We start from the raw sequence: 19,295 nt of genomic DNA on the forward strand, positions 1-19,295 counted from the left end.
TCATACCAGTAGCGCGCCGGACTGCACGTTTATGTGCATTCTGAGCGCAGCGCGCGTAATAAAGTGGGATCGCGCTCGCATTATGCCGGGAGTGCCGCGGGGAAAAAAGGCATAAAAAAAGGGGATGATTTGCATCATCCCCCGATTTACCAGCCGCGTTAGACGGCGGTCTGGAAAATCACGCTGTCCGCTTTCTCGGTATATTGACCCAGCTGGTCAAAGTTGAGATAGCGATAGGTGTCGTCGGCGGTTTTATCCACCTGCACCATAAACTGCTGATACTCGTCCGGCGTTGGCAGCTTGCCCAGTAGCGAAGCGACGGCAGCCAGCTCGGCTGATGCTAGGAAGACGTTGGCGCCGTTACCCAGACGGTTCGGGAAGTTACGCGTCGACGTGGAGACCACCGTCGCACCGTCCTGCACGCGCGCCTGGTTACCCATGCAGAGCGAGCAGCCCGGGATCTCAATACGCGCACCGCTTTTACCAAAGACGCTGTAGTAGCCCTCTTCGGTAAGCTGCGCCGCATCCATCTTGGTTGGCGGAGCCACCCAGAGACGCGTCGGCAGCTGGCCCTTATGCGCGTCCAGCAGTTTACCGGCCGCGCGGAAGTGACCGATGTTGGTCATGCAGGAGCCGATAAACACTTCGTCAATCTTCTCGCCCTGCACATCAGAGAGCCAGCGCGCATCATCCGGATCGTTTGGTGCGCACAGGATCGGCTCTTTGATATCCGCCAGATCGATCTCGATGACCGCTGCGTATTCTGCATCTGCATCGCCTTCCAGCAGCTGCGGATCGGCCAGCCATTTCTCCATGCCCTCAACGCGGCGCTCCAGCGTACGGCGATCGCCGTAGCCTTCCGAGATCATCCACTTCAGCAGGACAATGTTGGAGTTCAGATACTCGATGATCGGCGCTTTATCCAGCTTGATGGTACAACCGGCAGCAGAACGCTCAGCGGAGGCATCAGACAGCTCAAAAGCCTGCTCAACTTTCAGATCCGGCAGACCTTCAATCTCCAGAATACGGCCGGAGAAGATGTTTTTCTTGCCCTTCTTCTCTACCGTCAGCAGGCCCTGCTTAATCGCGTACAGCGGGATAGCGTGTACCAGATCGCGCAGCGTAATGCCCGGCTGCATGGCACCCTTAAAGCGCACCAGCACCGATTCCGGCATATCGAGCGGCATCACGCCGGTCGCAGCGGCAAACGCCACCAGGCCGGAACCCGCCGGGAAAGAGATGCCAATCGGGAAGCGGGTGTGTGAGTCACCGCCGGTGCCGACGGTATCCGGCAGCAGCATACGGTTCAGCCAGCTGTGAATAATACCATCGCCCGGACGCAGCGAGACGCCACCGCGGTTCATGATGAAGTCCGGCAGCGTATGGTGTGTGGTCACATCAACCGGCTTCGGATAGGCCGCAGTGTGGCAGAAGGATTGCATGACCAGATCGGCGGAGAAGCCGAGGCACGCCAGGTCTTTCAGCTCGTCGCGCGTCATCGGACCGGTGGTATCCTGTGAACCCACAGAGGTCATCTTCGGCTCGCAGTACGCGCCCGGACGAATACCCTCGACGCCACAGGCGCGGCCCACCATCTTCTGCGCCAGCGAGTAGCCGCGCGTGCTGGTGGCGATATCTTTCGCCTGCACAAAGATGTCGCTTGCCGGCAGGCCGAGTGACTCGCGTGCTTTGGTCGTCAGGCCGCGACCGATAATCAGCGGAATACGGCCGCCGGCGCGAACTTCATCCAGCAGCACATCGGTTTTCAGTTCAAAGGTCGCCAGCAGTTCATTGGTTTCGTGACTGCGAACTTCGCCTTTATACGGATAAACGTCAATCACATCGCCCATGTTCAGGCGCTCAACATCCAGTTCGATCGGCAGCGCGCCGGCATCTTCCATGGTGTTGAAGAAAATCGGAGCAATTTTACCGCCGAGGCAGAGACCGCCGCCCTTTTTATTTGGCACGTACGGGATATCTTCCCCCATAAACCACAGCACCGAGTTGGTGGCGGATTTACGTGATGAGCCGGTACCGACAACGTCGCCGACGTAAGTCAGCGGGAAGCCTTTCTGCTGCAGCGCCTGAATCTGTTTGATCGGGCCAATATTGCCCGCATCGTCTGGCTCAATACCATCACGCGGGTTTTTCAGCATCGCCAGCGCATGCAGTGGAATATCCGGGCGCGACCACGCATCCGGCGCCGGAGAGAGGTCGTCGGTGTTGGTTTCGCCGGTCACTTTGAACACGGTGGTGGTAATTTTTTCAGCCAGCTTAGGACGCTTCAGGAACCACTCGGCATCAGCCCAGGATTGCAGGATTTTTTTTGCGTGGGCGTTACCCGCTTTGGCTTTCTCTTCCACATCGTAGAAGTTGTCGAACATTAGCAGCGTATGGGACAGCGCTTCAGCGGCAATCGGTGCCAGTGCTTCGTCGTCGAGCGCTTCAATCAGCGCGTGGATGTTATAGCCACCCTGCATGGTGCCCAGCAGTTCAACAGCTTTCTCGCGCGTAACCAGAGGAGAGTGGGCTTCGCCCGTTGCGACAGCAGCCAGGAAACCGGCTTTAACATAGGCGGCTTCATCAACGCCTGGCGGGACGCGGTTAACCAGCAGGTCAACCAGAAATTCTTCTTCACCCGCAGGCGGGCTTTTCAGCAGTTCAACCAGCGCGGCCATCTGGGAAGCATCTAACGGCTTAGGTACGATTCCCTGGGCAGCACGCTCGGCAACGTGCTTACGGTATTCTTCTAGCACGACGTTCTCCTCGCTCTCATTGTATAGCTTTCCGGTACACCTTGATGCTGTTAAACAGTAGGGTGAGGTGCCCGGTTCTGCGTCGGCCAGCATAGCAGGATTTCGCCTGATTGTTAATCTGTTTACAAAAAAGCAACATCCAGCCCATTTCCGGCATAACTGTCCGGGTATTCCCCTGCAGACGGAAAAAAAAGCGGCAGATATGCGGCGGGCGGTTTTCAGATCATAACTTTCAGCGTGGCAGAGAGTGCTCTGGCTAACCTTTAGTTATGCTTGCAGCGCGACAGCAAAAAAAAACGGCCCCCGCAGGAGCCGTTGATCGCAGAAGTGAAACTTACTTCTTCTTCGCTTTCGCGTTTGGCAGATCGGTGATGCTGCCCTCAAAGATTTCAGCGGCAAGGCCAACTGATTCATGCAGCGTCGGGTGCGCATGGATGGTGAGCGCGATATCTTCGGCATCACAACCCATTTCGATCGCCAGACCTATTTCACCCAGCAGCTCGCCGCCGTTGGTGCCGACTACCGCACCGCCGATAACGCGATGCGTCTCTTTGTCAAAGATCAGCTTGGTCATGCCGTCAGCGCAGTCAGAAGCGATAGCACGGCCTGAGGCCGCCCACGGGAAGGTGGAGACTTCGTAGCTGATGCCCTTCTCTTTGGCTTCTTTCTCGGTCAGACCTACCCATGCAACTTCCGGCTCAGTATAGGCGATGGATGGGATCACTTTCGGATCGAAGTAGTGCTTCAGACCAGAGATGACCTCAGCGGCAACGTGGCCTTCATGCACGCCTTTGTGCGCCAGCATAGGCTGACCCACGATATCACCGATAGCGTAGATGTGCGGTACGTTGGTACGCATCTGCTTGTCGACACGGATAAAACCGCGCTCGTCCACTTCCACGCCCGCTTTACCGGCGTCGAGGCCTTTACCGTTTGGCACACGGCCAATGGCGACCAGTACCGCGTCATAACGCTGCGCCTCGGCAGGCGCTTTTTTGCCTTCCATCGATACATAGATACCGTCATCTTTCGCGTCAACCGCGGTGACTTTGGTTTCCAGCATCAGATTGAATTTCTTGCTGATACGCTTGGTAAAGACTTTAACCACGTCTTTATCCGCTGCCGGGATCACCTGGTCAAACATCTCAACCACGTCAATCTCTGAACCCAGCGCATGGTAAACTGTCGCCATCTCCAGACCGATGATGCCGCCGCCCATGACCAGCAGACGCTTCGGCACTTCACGCAGCTCCAGCGCTGACGTAGAGTCCCAGACGCGCGGATCGTGATGCGGGATAAACGGCAGCTCGATAGGGCGTGAGCCTGCGGCGATGATTGCGTTATCAAAGTTGATGGTGGTTGCGCCACCCTCACCTTCAACCACCAGGGTGTTGGCACCGGTGAATTTACCCAGGCCGTTAACAACTTTGACCTTACGGCCTTTCGCCATTCCAGCCAGACCACCGGTCAGCTGATTGATCACCTTCTCTTTCCAGGTGCGGATTTTGTTAATGTCTGTCTGCGGCTGACCAAACACGATGCCGTGCTCTTCCAGCGCTTTCGCTTCTTCAATCACTTTCGCGACGTGCAGCAGCGCTTTTGACGGGATACAGCCTACGTTCAGACAAACACCACCGAGGGTGTTGTAGCGCTCAACCAGAACGGTCTCCAGACCTAAGTCAGCGCAACGGAAGGCTGCAGAGTAACCTGCAGGACCTGCCCCAAGTACCACGACTTGAGTTTTAATCTCTGTACTCATCATGACCTCTTGTTAGATTGCCGGCGGTCAGAGCGACCTTTCCCAGGCTCATGTTACCCTGTCGCCACCGGGACATTTCACCGCGAGAGTTTACAGAATTGTTAATAAACTGCCAACCGCGGTAACAACTGAATGCTTACAACAAGGCCGGCATTTGCCGGCCTTGATTAACTTCACATCACCAGACGGCGAATATCAGACAGCATATTGTTGATGATGGTGATGAAACGCGCACCATCAGCACCGTCGATCACGCGGTGGTCAAACGAGAGCGAGATCGGCATCATCAGACGCGGTGCAAACTCTTTACCGTTCCAGACCGGCTCCATGGCCGATTTGGAGACGCCAAGGATCGCCACTTCCGGCGCGTTGACGATAGGCGCGAAGTGCGTCGTGCCCAGGCCGCCAAGGCTGGAAATGGTGAAACAGCCGCCCTGCATATCGCTGGCGGTCAGTTTGCCATCGCGCGCTTTCTTCGAGGTTGCCATCAGCTCACGCGAGAGTTCAGTGATGCCTTTCTTATTTACATCCTTGAACACCGGAACCACCAGACCATTTGGCGTATCAACCGCCACGCCGATGTTGATATATTTCTTCAGCGTCAGTTTCTGACCATCTTCAGACAGCGAGCTGTTGAAACGTGGCATCTGCTCCAGTGCCGCCGCAACCGCTTTCATGATGAACACCACCGGGGTGAACTTCACGTCCAGCTTGCGCTTCTCGGCTTCCGCGTTCTGCTGCTTACGGAACGCTTCCAGATCGGTGATATCGGTTTTATCGAAGTGCGTAACATGCGGGATCATGACCCAGTTACGGCTCAGGTTAGCACCAGAGATTTTCTGGATACGGCCCAGCTCCACTTCTTCCACTTCACCAAACTTGCTGAAGTCCACTTTCGGCCACGGCAGCATGCCTGGCAGACCGCCGCCTGCAGCAGCAGCTGGCGCAGCCTCAGCGCGTTTTACCGCCTCTTTCACGTAAGTCTGCACATCCTCTTTCAGGATGCGGCCCTTACGTCCGGTGCCTTTCACCTTCGCCAGGTTAACGCCAAACTCGCGCGCCAGACGACGGATCACCGGCGTGGCGTGCACATAGGCGTCATTCTCAGCGAACTCACTTTTCGCGTCCGCTTTAGCCGGCGCAGGTGCTGCAGCCGCAGCCGGTTTAGCCTCTGCCTTCGCCGGCGCGGCGGCCGCTTCCGGTTTGGCTGCCGGTGCCGGCGATGGCGCGCCGCCTTCCACTTCAAAGATCATGATCAGTGAGCCGGTGCTGACTTTGTCACCGGTGGCCACTTTCAGCTCTTTTACCGTACCGGCAAACGGCGCCGGCACTTCCATAGAGGCTTTATCGCCTTCAACCACAATCAGCGACTGCTCAGCGGTGACTTTATCGCCCGCTTTCACCAGTACCTCGGTCACTTCAACTTCATCACCGCCGATATCCGGTACGTTTACCTCTTTCGCGCCTGCCGCTGCAGCCGGGGCGGAGGTCGCCTCTTCTTTCATCTGTGGTTTCGCGTCGGCAGCCGGTGCGTCACCTTCTGCGTCAAAGATCATAATCAGTGAACCGGTGTTCACTTTGTCGCCGGTGGCGATTTTGATCTCTTTCACTACGCCAGCAAACGGCGCAGGCACTTCCATTGAGGCTTTGTCGCCTTCAACGGTGATCAGCGACTGCTCTGCTTCAACCTTGTCGCCCACTTTAACCAGGATCTCTGTGACTTCGACTTCATCACCACCGATATCCGGTACGTTAACCTCTTTGCTGGCGGTTGCCGTTGCAGCAGCAGGAGCCGGCGCGGCTTCTGCTTTTTTCTCTTCTGCAGCCGGTGCAGCTTCCGCCGCACCCTCAGCGTCAAACACCATAATCAGCGAGCCGGTATTCACTTTGTCACCGACGGCGATTTTGATCTCTTTAACCACGCCCGCCTGCGGCGAAGGCACTTCCATCGAGGCTTTATCGCCTTCCACAGAGATCAGCGACTGCTCAGCTTCAACGCTGTCGCCCACCTTCACCAGGATTTCGGTGACTTCAACTTCGTCCGACCCGATATCCGGTACGTTAATTTCGATAGCCATTACTCTTTACCTCTTAAGCCAGACGCGGGTTAACTTTATCAGCGTCGATATCGAATTTAGCGATAGCGTCCGCTACCACCTGCTTCTCGATTTCGCCGCGTTTAGCCAGCTCACCCAGCGCAGCCACTACCACATATGACGCATCCACTTCGAAGTGATGACGCAGATTTTCACGGCTGTCAGAACGACCGAAGCCATCGGTACCCAGCACGCGGTAGTCGCTGGCTGGCACGTAGCTGCGGACCTGTTCTGCAAACAGCTTCATGTAGTCGGTTGACGCTACGGCCGGCGCATCGTTCATTACCTGAGCGATGTAAGGCACGCGTGGCGTTTCTGTCGGATGCAGCATGTTCCAGCGCTCGCAATCCTGGCCGTCCCGCGCCAGCTCGGTGAACGAGGTTACGCTGTAGACATCAGAGCCGATACCGTACTCTTTCGCCAGAATCTGCGCCGCTTCGCGCACGTGGCGCAGAATAGAGCCTGAGCCCAGCAGCTGCACTTTGCCTTTCTTGCCTTCGACTTCTTCCAGCTTGTAGATACCCTTACGGATACCCTCTTCCGCGCCCTGCGGCATCGCCGGCATGTGGTAGTTTTCGTTCAGCGTGGTGATGTAGTAGTAGATGTTTTCCTGCGCTTCACCATACATACGCACCAGGCCATCCTGCATGATCACCGCCACTTCATACGCGTAAGAAGGATCGTAGGAGATGCAGTTAGGGATGGTCAGCGACTGAATATGGCTGTGGCCATCTTCATGCTGCAGACCTTCGCCGTTCAGCGTCGTACGGCCCGACGTACCGCCAACCAGGAAGCCACGCGCCTGCTGATCGCCCGCCAGCCACATCAGATCGCCAATGCGCTGGAAGCCAAACATGGAGTAGTAGATGTAGAACGGGATCATCGGCAGGTTGTTGGTGCTGTAAGAGGTCGCCGCTGCCAGCCAGGATGAACCTGCGCCCAGCTCGTTGATCCCTTCCTGCAGAATCTGGCCTTTCTCATCTTCTTTATAGTAAGCAACCTGCTCGCGGTCCTGCGGCGTATACTGCTGGCCGTTCGGGCTGTAGATACCGATCTGACGGAAGAGGCCTTCCATACCAAAAGTACGAGCTTCATCCGCAAGGATTGGCACCAGACGATCTTTGATCGACTTGTTCTTCAGCATCACGTTCAGCGCGCGCACGAAAGCGATCGTGGTAGAGATCTCTTTGCTCTGCTCTTCCAGCAGAGGTTTGAACTCTTCCAGCGTCGGCATTTCCAGCTTCTCAGTGAACTCCGCCTGACGGGTTGGCAGATAGCCACCCAGCTTCTCACGCTGGCCGTGCAGGTAGTTGTACTCTTCTGAGCCTTTCTCGAAGGTGACGTAAGGCAGCTCTTCGATTTTCTCATCAGCCACTGGCACATTGAAGCGATCGCGGATGTAGCGTACGCCATCCATGTTCATCTTCTTGACCTGGTGGGCGATGTTTTTGCCTTCTGCAGTATCACCCATACCATAACCTTTAATGGTATGAGCCAGAATCAGCGTTGGCTGACCTTTGGTCTCCTGCGCCTTTTTCAGGGCAGCGTAGATTTTCTTCGGATCGTGGCCGCCGCGATTCAGCGCAAAAATCTCTTCGTCTGACCAGTCTTTCACCAGCGCAGCGGTCTCCGGGTATTTACCGAAGAAGTGCTCGCGCACATAGGCGCCGTCGCGTGATTTAAAGGTCTGATAGTCGCCGTCAACGGTTTCGTTCATCAGCTGAATCAGTTTGCCGCTGGTGTCTTTCTTCAGCAGCTCATCCCAGCGTCCGCCCCAGATCACTTTGATCACGTTCCAGCCAGCACCGGCAAATATGCCTTCCAGCTCGTTGATGATCTTACCGTTACCGGTGACCGGGCCATCCAGACGCTGCAGGTTGCAGTTGATGATGAAGACCAGGTTATCCAGCTTCTCACGGGTCGCAATGGTGATAGCACCTTTGGATTCCGGCTCATCCATCTCGCCATCGCCAAGGAAAGCGTACACCGTCTGACCAGAGGTATCTTTCAGACCGCGATGCTCCAGGTATTTCAGGAACTTCGCCTGGTAGATAGCGTTCAGCGGGCCCAGGCCCATTGAAACGGTCGGGAACTGCCAGAAGTCCGGCATCAGTTTTGGATGCGGATAGGATGACAGGCCGTTGCCGTGCACTTCCTGACGGAAGTTATTCATCTGCTCTTCAGTCAGGCGCCCTTCAAGGAACGCACGTGAGTAGATGCCTGGAGAAATGTGACCCTGGAAGTAGACCAGATCGCCGCCATCTTTTTCGCTGCGTGCACGGAAGAAGTGGTTGAAGCACACTTCATAGATTGTGGCAGAGCTCTGGAAAGAAGAGAGGTGTCCCCCCAGCTCCAGATCTTTCTTCGACGCACGCAGAACTGAAACAATGGCGTTCCAGCGAATTGCGGAACGGATACGACGTTCGAGAGAGGTGTTGCCCGGATAGTCCGGCTCATCTTCTGTCGCAATGGTGTTGATATAGTTGCTGATCGCTGCAGCAGCACCGCCACCGCCAGCTACTTTTACACCACCTTTGCGGGCAGCGCTCAGGACCTGATCAATCAGATACTGCGCACGCTCAACACCTTCTTCACGGATGACCGATTCGATCGCCTGTAGCCAGTCACGAGTTTCGATCGGATCCACGTCATTCTGTAAACGTTCTGACATGGGGGGTATTCCTTATCTGTGTCTAATACGTTGAATTATCAGGAGCCTGTCTGCTTGTGTTGTGCTTCAGGTTCACAGCACAAGAAGACAGGCCCGTCGTTTATGTCGCACGTTCGTTGCCGTACGTTATTCCTTGCGTTGCTGTAAACGACGCAGGGAGCGTTCACGACGGCTCTGCTCCCGACTTCTGTCCAGCAAGATTTCCTCTATAAACGCCAGATGACGATGCGAGGCTTCACGGGCCTGTTCCGGCTCGCGCGCCACAATCGCCGCAAAAATACTGGCGCGATGCTCGCTCACTTTCGCCAGCATTTCGCGGCGAGCGTAGAGCAATTCGAAATTCTGACGTACGTTTTGTTCCAGCATCGGGCTCATGGAGCGCAGCAGGTGCAGCAGCACCACATTATGCGCCGCTTCCGTGACCGCAATCTGATACTTCATGACGGCATCCGCTTCGGCGTCGAGATCGCCGCTCTCCTGCGCCTGCTGAATCTGAAGATGGCAGTCGCGAATCCGCTGCAGATCTTCATCGGTACCGCGCAGCGCTGCGTAGTAGGCAGCCACGCCTTCCAGCGCATGACGGGTTTCCAGCAGATCGAACTGAGATTCCGGATGCTGGGCCAGCAGCCCGACCAGGGGGTCGCTTAAGCTCTGCCAGAGGTTCTGCTGCACAAATGTGCCGCCACCCTGGCGACGCAGCAGTAAACCTTTGGCTTCCAGACTCTGAATCGCTTCGCGTAGCGATGGACGTGAGACATCAAACTGTTTGGCCAGTTCGCGCTCGGGGAGCAGTTTCTCACCCGGCTGAAGGGTCCCTTCCATAATCAGGGATTCCAGCTGCTGCTCTATCGCATCGGAGAGCTTGGGCTGGCGAATTTTACTATAAGCCATCTTCCCTTCTTATAAGCCAAACGTCTGGAGTAAATTGGTAATACCAATTGAAAAATGGTGCCCGTAAAGTAACAAAGTATTCACCTTGTGTCTATATGGCCACTCTCTTACTTCCAGCCTGATATAGCTCTGAACCCAGGCATCATGCCTTAAGCCGCCGTAGTAACAGGAAAAAGAAACAACTGCACGAAGTTGTTAACAGATTTCACTTTTACCAAACCTTACACTGCGAAAGCAGTTGTTCTCTTATATGCCATAAGCGAAAGCTATTCGTGTTTAAGCATTATTCATGGCAGAAATAGCGCAAGGGAAACCACAGAGTAAATCGCTGCTTTTTCCATCACTCCTTAGCACAAAAAGCAAAAGCAGGTGCAAAGTCGCGCGCTTATCACTATTCTGGTCGCCTGAATAGCGTCTCGCTACAGAGAGCCAGTCTGAATTCGTAAAGAAAAGATTACACGCAGTATCACAGCCTTAAGTGCGGGCACTGCAGGCGCACAATAACAATACAAAGAGGTTTGTATGGAACAACAGCATGGCGAAGCGCTGCATCGCGGCCTGAAGAATCGCCATATCCAGCTGATCGCGCTGGGCGGTGCCGTCGGCACCGGCCTGTTTCTGGGCAGCGCATCGGTTATTAAATCTGCCGGCCCGGCCGTGATTCTGGGTTATGCCATTGCCGGATTTATCGCCTTTTTAATTATGCGCCAGCTGGGCGAAATGGTGGTTGAGGAGCCGGTTGCCGGCAGCTTCAGCCATTTTGCCTACAAGTACTGGGGCAATTTTGCCGGCTTCGCCTCTGGCTGGAACTACTGGGTGCTCTACGTGCTGGTTGCGATGGCCGAACTCAGCGCCGTCGGCAAATATATTCAGTTCTGGTATCCCGATTTTCCTGCCTGGGCCAGCGCCGCTATTTTCTTTGTCGTCATCAATGCCATTAACCTGACCAACGTCAAAGTGTTTGGTGAGATGGAGTTCTGGTTCGCCATTGTCAAAGTCGTGGCCGTTATCGGTATGATCCTGTTTGGCGGCTGGCTGCTGTTCAGCGGCAACGCCGGTCCGCAGGCATCCGTCAGCAACCTGTGGGCTCAGGGTGGCTTTCTGCCGCACGGCATGACCGGGCTGGTTATGATGATGGCGATTATTATGTTCTCCTTTGGCGGCCTGGAGCTGGTAGGCATTACCGCTGCAGAAGCGGATAACCCGGAAGAGAGCATTCCTAAAGCCACTAATCAGGTGCTGTGGCGCATTCTGATTTTCTACATTGGCTCTCTGGCAGTGCTGCTGTCGCTGCTGCCCTGGACGCGCGTCACAGCTGACACCAGTCCGTTTGTCCTGATCTTCCATGAGCTGGGGGATGCGCTGGTCGCGAATGCGCTGAACGTCGTGATCCTGACGGCAGCGCTCTCGGTCTATAACAGCTGTGTTTACTGCAACAGTCGTATGCTGTTCGGCCTGGCCCAGCAGGGCAATGCGCCAAAAGCGCTGCTCAGGGTTGATCGTCGTGGCGTACCGGTTGCCACCATTATGGTCTCAGCGGTCGCTACCGCGCTGTGCGTGTTGATTAACTATCTGATGCCGGGAGAAGCCTTTGGCATCCTGATGTCTCTGGTGGTGTCGGCCCTGGTTATCAACTGGGCGATGATTAGCCTGGCGCATATGAAATTCCGCCGTAAGAAAGATCAGCAGGGTGTCACTACGCGCTTCCGCGCGGTGCTCTACCCGGCCGGTAACTGGCTCTGTCTGCTGTTTATGGCCGCCGTGCTGGTGATCATGGCGATGACACCCGGAATGGCGATCTCGGTATGGCTGATTCCGGTCTGGCTGGTTATTCTGGCGGTAGGTTACACCATTAAAAACAAAACGCAGAAAGCCTGATAGTTCCGCGTGCCCGGTTCATCTGACCGGGCACCTCTGCCGATCGTCCTCACACTTTTTTCCCTGCACCCGTTTTGTCCATCTACGTGACTCATTGTTGATCACCCCTGCCTGCCGTTTGCGCTGATACTTTTCGCTCCACTTGTCGCAGGAGACGACGATGAAAAGTGCTGCACTCTCATTCAGAGAAAAACTGGGATATGGCATGGGCGATGCCGGCTGCAACATGATTGGTGGCGCGATCATGCTGTTTCTGAACTACTTCTATACCGATGTTTTTGGCCTGGCACCGGCGCTGGTCGGCGTACTGCTGCTTTCAGTACGCGTGCTGGATGCGGTAACAGATCCCATCATGGGCGCGATAGCGGATCGTACTCAGAGCCGATGGGGCCGTTTCCGTCCCTGGCTGCTCTGGGTCTCAGTGCCGTATGTTCTGTTCAGCGTGCTGATGTTTACCACGCCGGACTGGAGCTATGAAAACAAAGTTATCTGGGCCTTTGTCACCTATTTCCTGATGTCGCTGACCTATACCGCCATCAATATTCCCTACTGTTCGCTGGGTGGCGTTATCACCAGCGATCCGGGCGAACGCGTTTCCTGTCAGTCTTATCGCTTCGTGATGGTGGGTGTCGCCACGCTGATCCTCTCACTCTCACTGCTGCCTATGGCGGAGTGGTTTGGCGGTGACAACAAGGCGCGCGGCTATCAGCTGGCGATGAGCGTGCTGGCGCTGATCGGCCTGGCGATGTTTCTGTTCTGTTTTGCTAACGTCCGCGAACGAATCCGGCCGGCGGTGCCGACGCATGACGATCTGAAGAAAGACCTGCGCGATATCTGGAAAAACGATCAGTGGGTGCGCATTCTGTTGCTGACCTTCTGCAACGTCTGTCCCGGCTTTATCCGCATGGCGGCCACCATGTATTACGTGACCTGGGTAATGGGCCAGTCGACGCATTTTGCCACGCTGTTTATCAGCCTTGGCGTAATTGGCATGATGGGCGGCAGCACGCTGGCAAAATATCTCACCGATCGCTGGTGCAAGCTGAAGGTCTTTTTCTGGACCAATATCGCCCTGGCGCTCTTCTCATGCGGATTTTACTGGATCGATCCACACGCTACCGTCACGGTGGTGGTGGCCTATTTCCTGCTGAATATTCTGCATCAGATCCCCTCGCCGCTGCACTGGTCGCTGATGGCCGATGTGGATGACTATGGCGAGTGGAAAACCGGCAAGCGTATTACCGGCATGAGCTTTTCCGGCAATCTCTTTTTTCTCAAGGTCGGGCTGGCGGTTGCGGGTGCCATGGTCGGCTTTCTGCTGTCAGTTTACGGCTATGACGCGGGTGCAAAACAGCAGTCCGCTACCGCCGTCAACGGCATTATGCTGCTCTTTACCGTAATACCCGGTGTCGGCTATCTGATCACCGCCGGCGTGGTGCGCCTGATGAAAGTGGATCGCAAGCTGATGCGCACGATTCAGGATGACCTGGCGCTGCGCCGCGCTAACGTTCGCGATTTGTCCGCCCCATCCCCGGCCGCAACCACTCAACCCGGAGAGATCAAATGACCTGGCCTAACCCTTTTATTACGCAGCGCGCCGATCCCTTTATTCTGCGGCACGGCGCTGGCTACTACTTTATCGCTTCAGTACCGGAATACGATCGGCTGGAGCTGCGCCACGCCAGCACGCTTGCGGGACTGCGTGAGGCACCCGCTGTTACCGTCTGGCGCAAGCCGGACCAGGGTGAATACAGTGAGCTGATCTGGGCGCCCGAGCTGCACCACATCAATGGTCAGTGGGTCATCTACTTTGCGGCGGCGCCGAGCCGGGAGATCAAAGAGGGGCTGTTTCAGCATCGCATGTATGCGCTGGTCTGCGATGATGCCGATCCGCTGACCGGTTACTGGCAGCCCTGTCGCCGGATCGAAACGCAGTTCGATAGCTTTGCGCTGGACGCCACCCATTTCGTCCATCAGGGTAAAAACTGGTATCTCTGGGCACAAAAAGATCCCGCTATTCCTGGTAACTCCAATCTTTATCTGGCTGAGTTGCTTAACCCCTGGACGCTTAAAGGCACGCCGGTGATGCTGAGCCGGCCTGAATATGAGTGGGAGTGTGCCGGCTTCAGCGTTAACGAAGGTCCGGCGGCGATCCGTCACGGTAACCGGCTGTTTGTGACCTACTCCGCCAGCGCGACCGATGAAAACTACTGTCTGGGTATGCTGAGTATTGACGTGCAGGCCGATCCGCGCGATCGCATCGCCTGGCAGAAGTCAGCGCGGCCGGTGTTTACCACCAGCTGGGAGAATCAGCAGTATGGGCCGGGACACAACAGTTTTACGACGGATGAAGCGGGACGCGACGTGCTGGTTTATCACGCCCGCAACTACACGGAAATTGAGGGCGATCCGCTGTGGGATCCTAATCGCCATACGCGCCTGAAATATTTCAGCTGGCGCGAGGATGGCACGCCCGATTTTGGCGTGCCTCCGGCGGATTACACCAGCGTGCCGTAGATAGTCAGGAGCGCCACCACCACCACCAGCACCAGCGAAGTGCGTTTTGCCAGCGCCACCGCCACGCGTGGGGTGGCGACTTTATCCGTGTGCGGATCGCGCGCCAGCGAGAACTGCGCCAGGCTGGTCAGCACCTGATACTGAGCGCGACGGAGGTCGCTCAGAGAAGCAAACCAGGCGGGCAGCGCCCGCTCGCCGTGCCCCAGCAGCGCATAAGCGACGCCCGCCAGCCGCACCGGGATCCAGTCCAGCACGTGCAGCAGCGCATCAACACCTGAGGCAGCGCGTGCCTGATCTGATGCGTGTCGTGCCAGCCAGCTCTGCCAGGCACGCAGAAAAGCGTACCCCACCAGCAGCACCGGCCCCCCGACCACGAACCAGAACAGCGGAGCGAGATAGAAACGGAAGTTGATCCAGATAAGCGCATTCTGCAGCTCGCGCAGAAACTCACGCTCGCTGCAGTTTGCCGGCACGCCATGGATCAGCGTCAGCTCTGCAGCCATCGCCTGGTGCGCCGCCTCATCATCACGGCTGGCAGCCTGCAGATAGTTATGATAGTGCTGTCGTGCAGAACCGGCGCCGATACAGAGCAGTCCGGTCACAATGCAGAATAGCAGCTGCAGCAGCCCGAACAGCAGGCCATGCAGACTCCAGACCACCAGCCACACCAGCAGCATGGCTGCTGCGGTCATCAGAAGCGTGCGCGGCAGCGAAAAGTGCTGCCGGCCACGGAACAGCGGCTCCAGCCGGTGATCCAGCTGCCAGTGTTCGCCCATTTTAAACAGGCGTTCCCATCCCAGAACAAGTAACAAACTAAACAACGTCATAATGGCTCCTGCAGTGTCAGGTATTCTCCTGAGTAATACCCTGTTTATAGCGTGACCAGTCAAACGCCGGGCCCGGATCGGTTTTACGCCCGGGTGCGATATCGCTGTGGCCGGTAATACGATCGGTGGCCAGCGGATAGTGCTGCTGCAGCAGCGCGGTGACCTGCTGCAGCATGGCGTACTGGGCGTCGGTGTAAGGCAGCGTGTCGGTGCCTTCCAGCTCAATACCGATAGAAAAGTCGTTGCAGTTTTCCCGCCCGCTGAAAGCTGAAACGCCCGCGTGCCAGGAACGCTCGTTTAGTGAGACATACTGTACCAGCTCACCGTCGCGCCGGATCAGGCAGTGCGCTGCCACGCGCAGCTGCGCGATATCAGCAAAATAGGGGTGTGCATCGGCAGGGAGCGAGCCGGTAAACAGACGATCGATCCACGGCCCGCCAAATTCGCCCGGCGGCAAACTGATGTTGTGGATCACCAGCAGCGACGGCGCTTCATTGTCGGGGCGTGCATTAAAGTGGGGCGAGGGCACCTTACGGGCGCTGCTGATCCAGCCCTGTTCCAGTTTCATCTCTCTCATCCTTAGTAAAATCAGGCCGAGAATATCACGATTCAGAGCAGGGTTTAGCGTCTTCGTGCGATAGCGCGCTTTCTCATCCTCCGGTCATTGCCGCTGCCGCTGCAAAAGCAGGTTAGCGTCATAACGCTTCAGGTGGCCCTGTTCAGTCCGGCGTTGTGAGCCCGCCCGGTACTGCAACTGTCGCTTGCTGCAACCGCTAAAAATGGCTGCGCGGCACGCTCCGTTTTTCAGGCGATACGCTTTCATCACCCGCGGGTGCTGCTTATCGTAGCGCTTCAGAAAAAAGGAGCCCTGCTATGGAAAGACAACGCGGTTTTACCCTGATTGAACTGATGATCGTCATCGGCATCGTCGCTATTCTCAGCGCAATTGGCCTGCCTGCTTATCAAAATTACCTGCAGCGCGCTGCGCTGACTGACATGCTGCAAACCATGCTGCCCTATAAAACGGCGGTGGAACTCTGCGCCATTGAGCGCGGGGGTCCGGCACAGTGTCAGGCTGGTGAACACGGCATTCCGGCAGCCAGAGGATCGCGCTATGTCGCCTCGCTCACCGTTACCAGTAGCGTGATTGCGCTTACCGGGCAGGAGAACCTCAGCGGGCTGAGCGTGGAGATGCAGCCAGTATGGAACGCGGCAGAAGGCATGCTTAACTGGCAGCGCAGCTGTACCAGCACCAGCAGCAGCCTGCGCGATAACTGTCTGAACCAGTTCCGGTTTGCAGATAAGGATGAGACTAATGGCTGAGCATGATCCGACACTGCTGGCGCTGTGCGCCCGCTATCAGGCGCGGCTGCTGCAGCATGACGACACCCGGCTGCGCGTAGCCGTTACCGATTCTCCTCACCCGCAACTGCTGGAGGCGCTTCAGTTCGCCTGCCAGCGCCAGGTAGAGATCGAGTGCTGGCCGGCTGCCCGCATGGAGCAGGCGCTGCACCCGTCACTGTCCGATGACCGGCTGCCTGAGCAGCGCAGTGCGGCCTCAGCAACCGAAGCGGTAAGCCAGATCTTACATCAGGCCGTACAGCGGCGCGCTTCAGATGTGCATATCGAGCCTCAGCCGCAGGGCTTGCGTATCCGGCTGCGCATTGACGGCGTGCTACATACCCTGCCGCGCTTGCCGGAGGTGCAGCCGGCAGCCGTGCTGGCGCGGCTGAAGGTGCTCGCCGGGCTTGATATTGCAGAGCGGCGTCTGCCGCAGGATGGGCAGTTTACCCAGGAGATAAACGGCAGTGACGCCGCCTTTCGCCTCGCCACGCTGCCGGTCAGCCACGGTGAAAAAGCCGTTGTACGTTTGCTGCAGGGTGAAAGCAGTGCGATTGCGCTGGATAAACTCGGTATGCCGCTGGCCCAGCTGCGTCTGCTGAAACAGGCGCTGGTTAAACCGCAGGGGTTGATTCTGGTGACCGGCCCGACCGGCAGCGGCAAAACCTTTACGCTCTACAGCAGCCTCAGCGCACTGAACGTGCCGGAAAAAAATATTTGCAGCGTTGAAGACCCGATAGAGATCCCGCTGACCGGCATCAATCAGACTCAGGTGCGGCCCCGCAGCGGTCTCGACTTTAATCACGTACTGCGTGCCCTGCTGCGTCAGGATCCGGATGTGATCATGGTCGGTGAAATCCGCGACAGTGAAACGGCCAGTATTGCGGTAAAGGCGGCACAAACCGGCCACCTGGTTCTCTCCACGCTGCATACAAACTCTACCGCTGAAACGCTGACGCGCCTCAGGCAGATGGAGATCCCGGGCTATCTGCTGGGGCCAGCGCTGCAGCTGGTGATTGCACAGCGCCTGGTTCGTCGTCTCTGCCTGCACTGTCGCCAGCCAGCACAGGCTGTCGCTCATCTGCCTGCCACACTCTGGCCCGGCACCCTGCAGACCTGGCGTGCGCCAGGCTGCGACCACTGTTTTTCCGGCTACTATGGGCGCCTCGCGCTGTTTGAAATCCTGCCGGTTAACAGCAGGCTGCAGAACGCTATCTCTTCAGAGATGCCGCTGGAGCATGTGCTGACGCTCGCCAGCGAGCAGGGAATGAAAACCCTGCTCAGCGCCGGTCTTGAAGCGGTGAGCCGCGGGGAGACGTCGTTTGAAGAGATGCAGCGCGTGGTAGGGCTGGACAATGGCTAAACTCTATCACTACCGCTGGCAGGCGCTGGACACCATGGGCGAGCTGCAGGCAGGAGAGTCGCTGCTGCGCGATCGGGCCGCGCTGCTGAATCAGCTCGCCGATCGCGGCATGCTGATCGTGAGCTGGCAACGCGGCCGCTGCTGGCGCAGACGCGACTGGAAATGGCAGCAAAAAATCGAGCTGATGCACCAGCTGGCTACGCTGCTAAAAGCGGGGTTACCGCTGGCTGAAAGCCTGATGCTGCTGGCGCAGGGGCATCCGCATGCCGGCTGGCGCGTTGTGCTCGCGGGTCTGCAGCAGCAGGTGCTGGCCGGAGAGACCTTTTCGCAGGCGCTGCGCACGTGGCCCGATCTCTTTCCGCCCCTCTTTTCTGCGCTGATGCAGGTAGGCGAGACCACCGGACAGCTCGACAGCTGCTGCCTGCGCCTGGCGCAGCAGCAGACCAGGCAGCGCCTGCTGCGCCAGAAAGTTGGCAAAGCGCTGCGCTATCCGCTCTTTATCCTGCTGGTGGCGCTGGCGGTCAGTGCCGGTATGCTGTTATTTGTGCTGCCGGAGTTTACTGCCGTCTATGCCAGCTTTGATGCACCGCTGCCCGCTTTTACCGCAGGGGTTGTCGCGCTGTCAGAAGGCATGCAGCAGACCGCGCTGCCGCTGCTGCTGCTCGCTGCCGGCTGCGCCATCGCAGTGCGCCAGATTATACGCCGCTCCGCGCGCTGGCAGCGGCGCCTGCAGCATTTTATCCTGCGTCTGCCGCTGATCGCCCCGCTCTGGCGCGGTGCGCAGCTTAGCCAGATTTATGCCATTTTGCAGCTGACGCAGCACGCAGGGCTTACGCTGCTGCACAGCCTGCAGACAGTAGAAATGACGCTGACGGCGCGCCTGTGGCGCGAAGCGATTGTACAGCTGCAGGCGCATATCGCTGCCGGTGCGCCGCTGCACCAGGCACTGCAGCAGCATACGCTGTTTACGCCGCTCTGTGTCCAGCTGACAGGAGCCGGTGAAGAAGCTGGTGCGCTTGATATCATGCTTTCCCGGCTGGCAGAGTGGCATGAAACGGAAACCTCAAACCGGGCGGAAGCGCTGGCTGCCGCGCTTGAACCGGCGATGATGCTGGTGATCGGTGCAATCGTGGGCACGCTGGTTATTGCTATGTATCTGCCGGTATTTGGTCTGGGAGAAGTGATACGTTAGCGGG

At 57.2% G+C, this 19,295-nt stretch carries 13 protein-coding genes; 6 read left to right on the top strand and 7 right to left on the bottom strand.

Features of this window, described 5'->3' with window-relative positions:
• Nucleotides 1–158 precede the first annotated feature (158 nt).
• From acnB to pdhR, 5 genes are all read right to left on the bottom strand, one after another.
• On the bottom strand, nt 159–2,756 hold the full coding sequence (gene acnB / locus F3I15_RS11080; RefSeq protein WP_150017946.1) for a bifunctional aconitate hydratase 2/2-methylisocitrate dehydratase: 2,598 nt from the start codon (nt 2,754–2,756) through the stop codon (nt 159–161).
• 334 nt (nt 2,757–3,090) lie between these two features.
• Nucleotides 3,091–4,515: a dihydrolipoyl dehydrogenase gene (gene lpdA, locus F3I15_RS11085; protein WP_039385712.1), complete on the bottom strand. Its 1,425-nt coding sequence runs from the start codon at nt 4,513–4,515 to the stop codon at nt 3,091–3,093.
• 173 nt (nt 4,516–4,688) lie between these two features.
• Nucleotides 4,689–6,593 carry a pyruvate dehydrogenase complex dihydrolipoyllysine-residue acetyltransferase gene (gene aceF, locus F3I15_RS11090; RefSeq protein WP_150017947.1) on the bottom strand — a complete coding sequence of 635 codons (1,905 nt, stop codon included), beginning with the start codon at nt 6,591–6,593 and terminating at the stop codon, nt 4,689–4,691.
• A gap of 13 nt (nt 6,594–6,606) precedes the next feature.
• A complete protein-coding gene (gene aceE, locus F3I15_RS11095; RefSeq protein WP_039382627.1) occupies nt 6,607–9,282 on the bottom strand; it encodes a pyruvate dehydrogenase (acetyl-transferring), homodimeric type in 2,676 nt (891 codons plus the stop codon).
• Nucleotides 9,283–9,408: 126 nt separating this feature from the next.
• Nucleotides 9,409–10,173, bottom strand: coding sequence for a pyruvate dehydrogenase complex transcriptional repressor PdhR (gene pdhR, locus F3I15_RS11100; RefSeq protein ID WP_039382625.1), 765 nt, complete (start codon nt 10,171–10,173; stop codon nt 9,409–9,411).
• A 522-nt stretch (nt 10,174–10,695) separates the two neighbouring features.
• Here pdhR and aroP point away from each other — a divergent pair.
• The 3 genes from aroP to F3I15_RS11115 all read left to right on the top strand — a co-directional run bounded on the left by aroP (nt 10,696) and on the right by F3I15_RS11115 (nt 14,568).
• Nucleotides 10,696–12,051, top strand: a complete 1,356-nt coding sequence (aroP, locus tag F3I15_RS11105; protein WP_150017948.1) for an aromatic amino acid transporter AroP — start codon at nt 10,696–10,698, stop codon at nt 12,049–12,051.
• Between the two features lie 160 nt (nt 12,052–12,211).
• Complete coding sequence (locus F3I15_RS11110; RefSeq protein ID WP_150017949.1) at nt 12,212–13,618, top strand: glycoside-pentoside-hexuronide (GPH):cation symporter; 1,407 nt, start codon at nt 12,212–12,214, stop codon at nt 13,616–13,618.
• Nucleotides 13,615–14,568 (top strand): family 43 glycosylhydrolase, encoded by a 954-nt coding sequence (locus tag F3I15_RS11115; protein ID WP_150017950.1) that lies wholly within the window; start codon nt 13,615–13,617, stop codon nt 14,566–14,568. The genes F3I15_RS11110 and F3I15_RS11115 overlap by 4 nt, the downstream gene beginning before the upstream one ends.
• Here the strand turns inward: F3I15_RS11115 and ampE are convergent.
• Both ampE and ampD read right to left on the bottom strand, forming a co-directional pair.
• Nucleotides 14,550–15,395, bottom strand: a complete 846-nt coding sequence (ampE, locus tag F3I15_RS11120) for a beta-lactamase regulator AmpE (protein ID WP_150017951.1) — start codon at nt 15,393–15,395, stop codon at nt 14,550–14,552. The two genes, F3I15_RS11115 and ampE, sit on opposite strands and share 19 nt — an antisense overlap.
• Before the next feature lie 16 nt (nt 15,396–15,411).
• Nucleotides 15,412–15,963: a 1,6-anhydro-N-acetylmuramyl-L-alanine amidase AmpD gene (gene ampD, locus F3I15_RS11125; protein ID WP_150017952.1), complete on the bottom strand. Its 552-nt coding sequence runs from the start codon at nt 15,961–15,963 to the stop codon at nt 15,412–15,414.
• A 305-nt stretch (nt 15,964–16,268) separates the two neighbouring features.
• Between ampD and ppdD the strand changes: the two genes are divergently transcribed.
• The 3 genes from ppdD to hofC are packed head-to-tail and all read left to right on the top strand — an operon-like array spanning nt 16,269 to nt 19,291.
• Complete coding sequence (gene ppdD / locus F3I15_RS11130; RefSeq protein ID WP_150017953.1) at nt 16,269–16,718, top strand: prepilin peptidase-dependent pilin; 450 nt, start codon at nt 16,269–16,271, stop codon at nt 16,716–16,718.
• Complete coding sequence (gene gspE, locus F3I15_RS11135) at nt 16,711–18,099, top strand: type II secretion system protein GspE (RefSeq protein ID WP_150017954.1); 1,389 nt, start codon at nt 16,711–16,713, stop codon at nt 18,097–18,099. The genes ppdD and gspE overlap by 8 nt, the downstream gene beginning before the upstream one ends.
• The gene (gene hofC / locus F3I15_RS11140) at nt 18,092–19,291 is read left to right on the top strand and encodes a protein transport protein HofC (protein WP_150017955.1); all 1,200 of its coding nucleotides are present in this window, start codon (nt 18,092–18,094) and stop codon (nt 19,289–19,291) included. The genes gspE and hofC overlap by 8 nt, the downstream gene beginning before the upstream one ends.
• The last annotated feature ends 4 nt before the right edge of the window (nt 19,292–19,295 follow it).

This window comes from Pantoea sp. M_9 (genome assembly GCF_008631385.1).
Classification (GTDB): Bacteria; Pseudomonadota; Gammaproteobacteria; order Enterobacterales; family Enterobacteriaceae; genus Pantoea; species Pantoea eucrina.

Excerpts from the sequence above, each read along its gene's own strand:
- aroP (WP_150017948.1), top strand. The coding sequence starts at position 10,696 with ATGGAACAACAGCATGGCGAAGCGCTGCATCGCGGCCTGAAGAATCGC.
- ppdD (WP_150017953.1), top strand. The coding sequence starts at position 16,269 with ATGGAAAGACAACGCGGTTTTACCCTGATTGAACTGATGATCGTCATC.
- aceF (WP_150017947.1), bottom strand. The coding sequence starts at position 6,593 with ATGGCTATCGAAATTAACGTACCGGATATCGGGTCGGACGAAGTTGAA.
- ampE (WP_150017951.1), bottom strand. The coding sequence starts at position 15,395 with ATGACGTTGTTTAGTTTGTTACTTGTTCTGGGATGGGAACGCCTGTTT.
- hofC (WP_150017955.1), top strand. The coding sequence starts at position 18,092 with ATGGCTAAACTCTATCACTACCGCTGGCAGGCGCTGGACACCATGGGC.
- gspE (WP_150017954.1), top strand. The coding sequence starts at position 16,711 with ATGGCTGAGCATGATCCGACACTGCTGGCGCTGTGCGCCCGCTATCAG.
- F3I15_RS11115 (WP_150017950.1), top strand. The coding sequence starts at position 13,615 with ATGACCTGGCCTAACCCTTTTATTACGCAGCGCGCCGATCCCTTTATT.
- lpdA (WP_039385712.1), bottom strand. The coding sequence starts at position 4,515 with ATGAGTACAGAGATTAAAACTCAAGTCGTGGTACTTGGGGCAGGTCCT.
- pdhR (WP_039382625.1), bottom strand. The coding sequence starts at position 10,173 with ATGGCTTATAGTAAAATTCGCCAGCCCAAGCTCTCCGATGCGATAGAG.
- ampD (WP_150017952.1), bottom strand. The coding sequence starts at position 15,963 with ATGAAACTGGAACAGGGCTGGATCAGCAGCGCCCGTAAGGTGCCCTCG.
- aceE (WP_039382627.1), bottom strand. The coding sequence starts at position 9,282 with ATGTCAGAACGTTTACAGAATGACGTGGATCCGATCGAAACTCGTGAC.
- F3I15_RS11110 (WP_150017949.1), top strand. The coding sequence starts at position 12,212 with ATGAAAAGTGCTGCACTCTCATTCAGAGAAAAACTGGGATATGGCATG.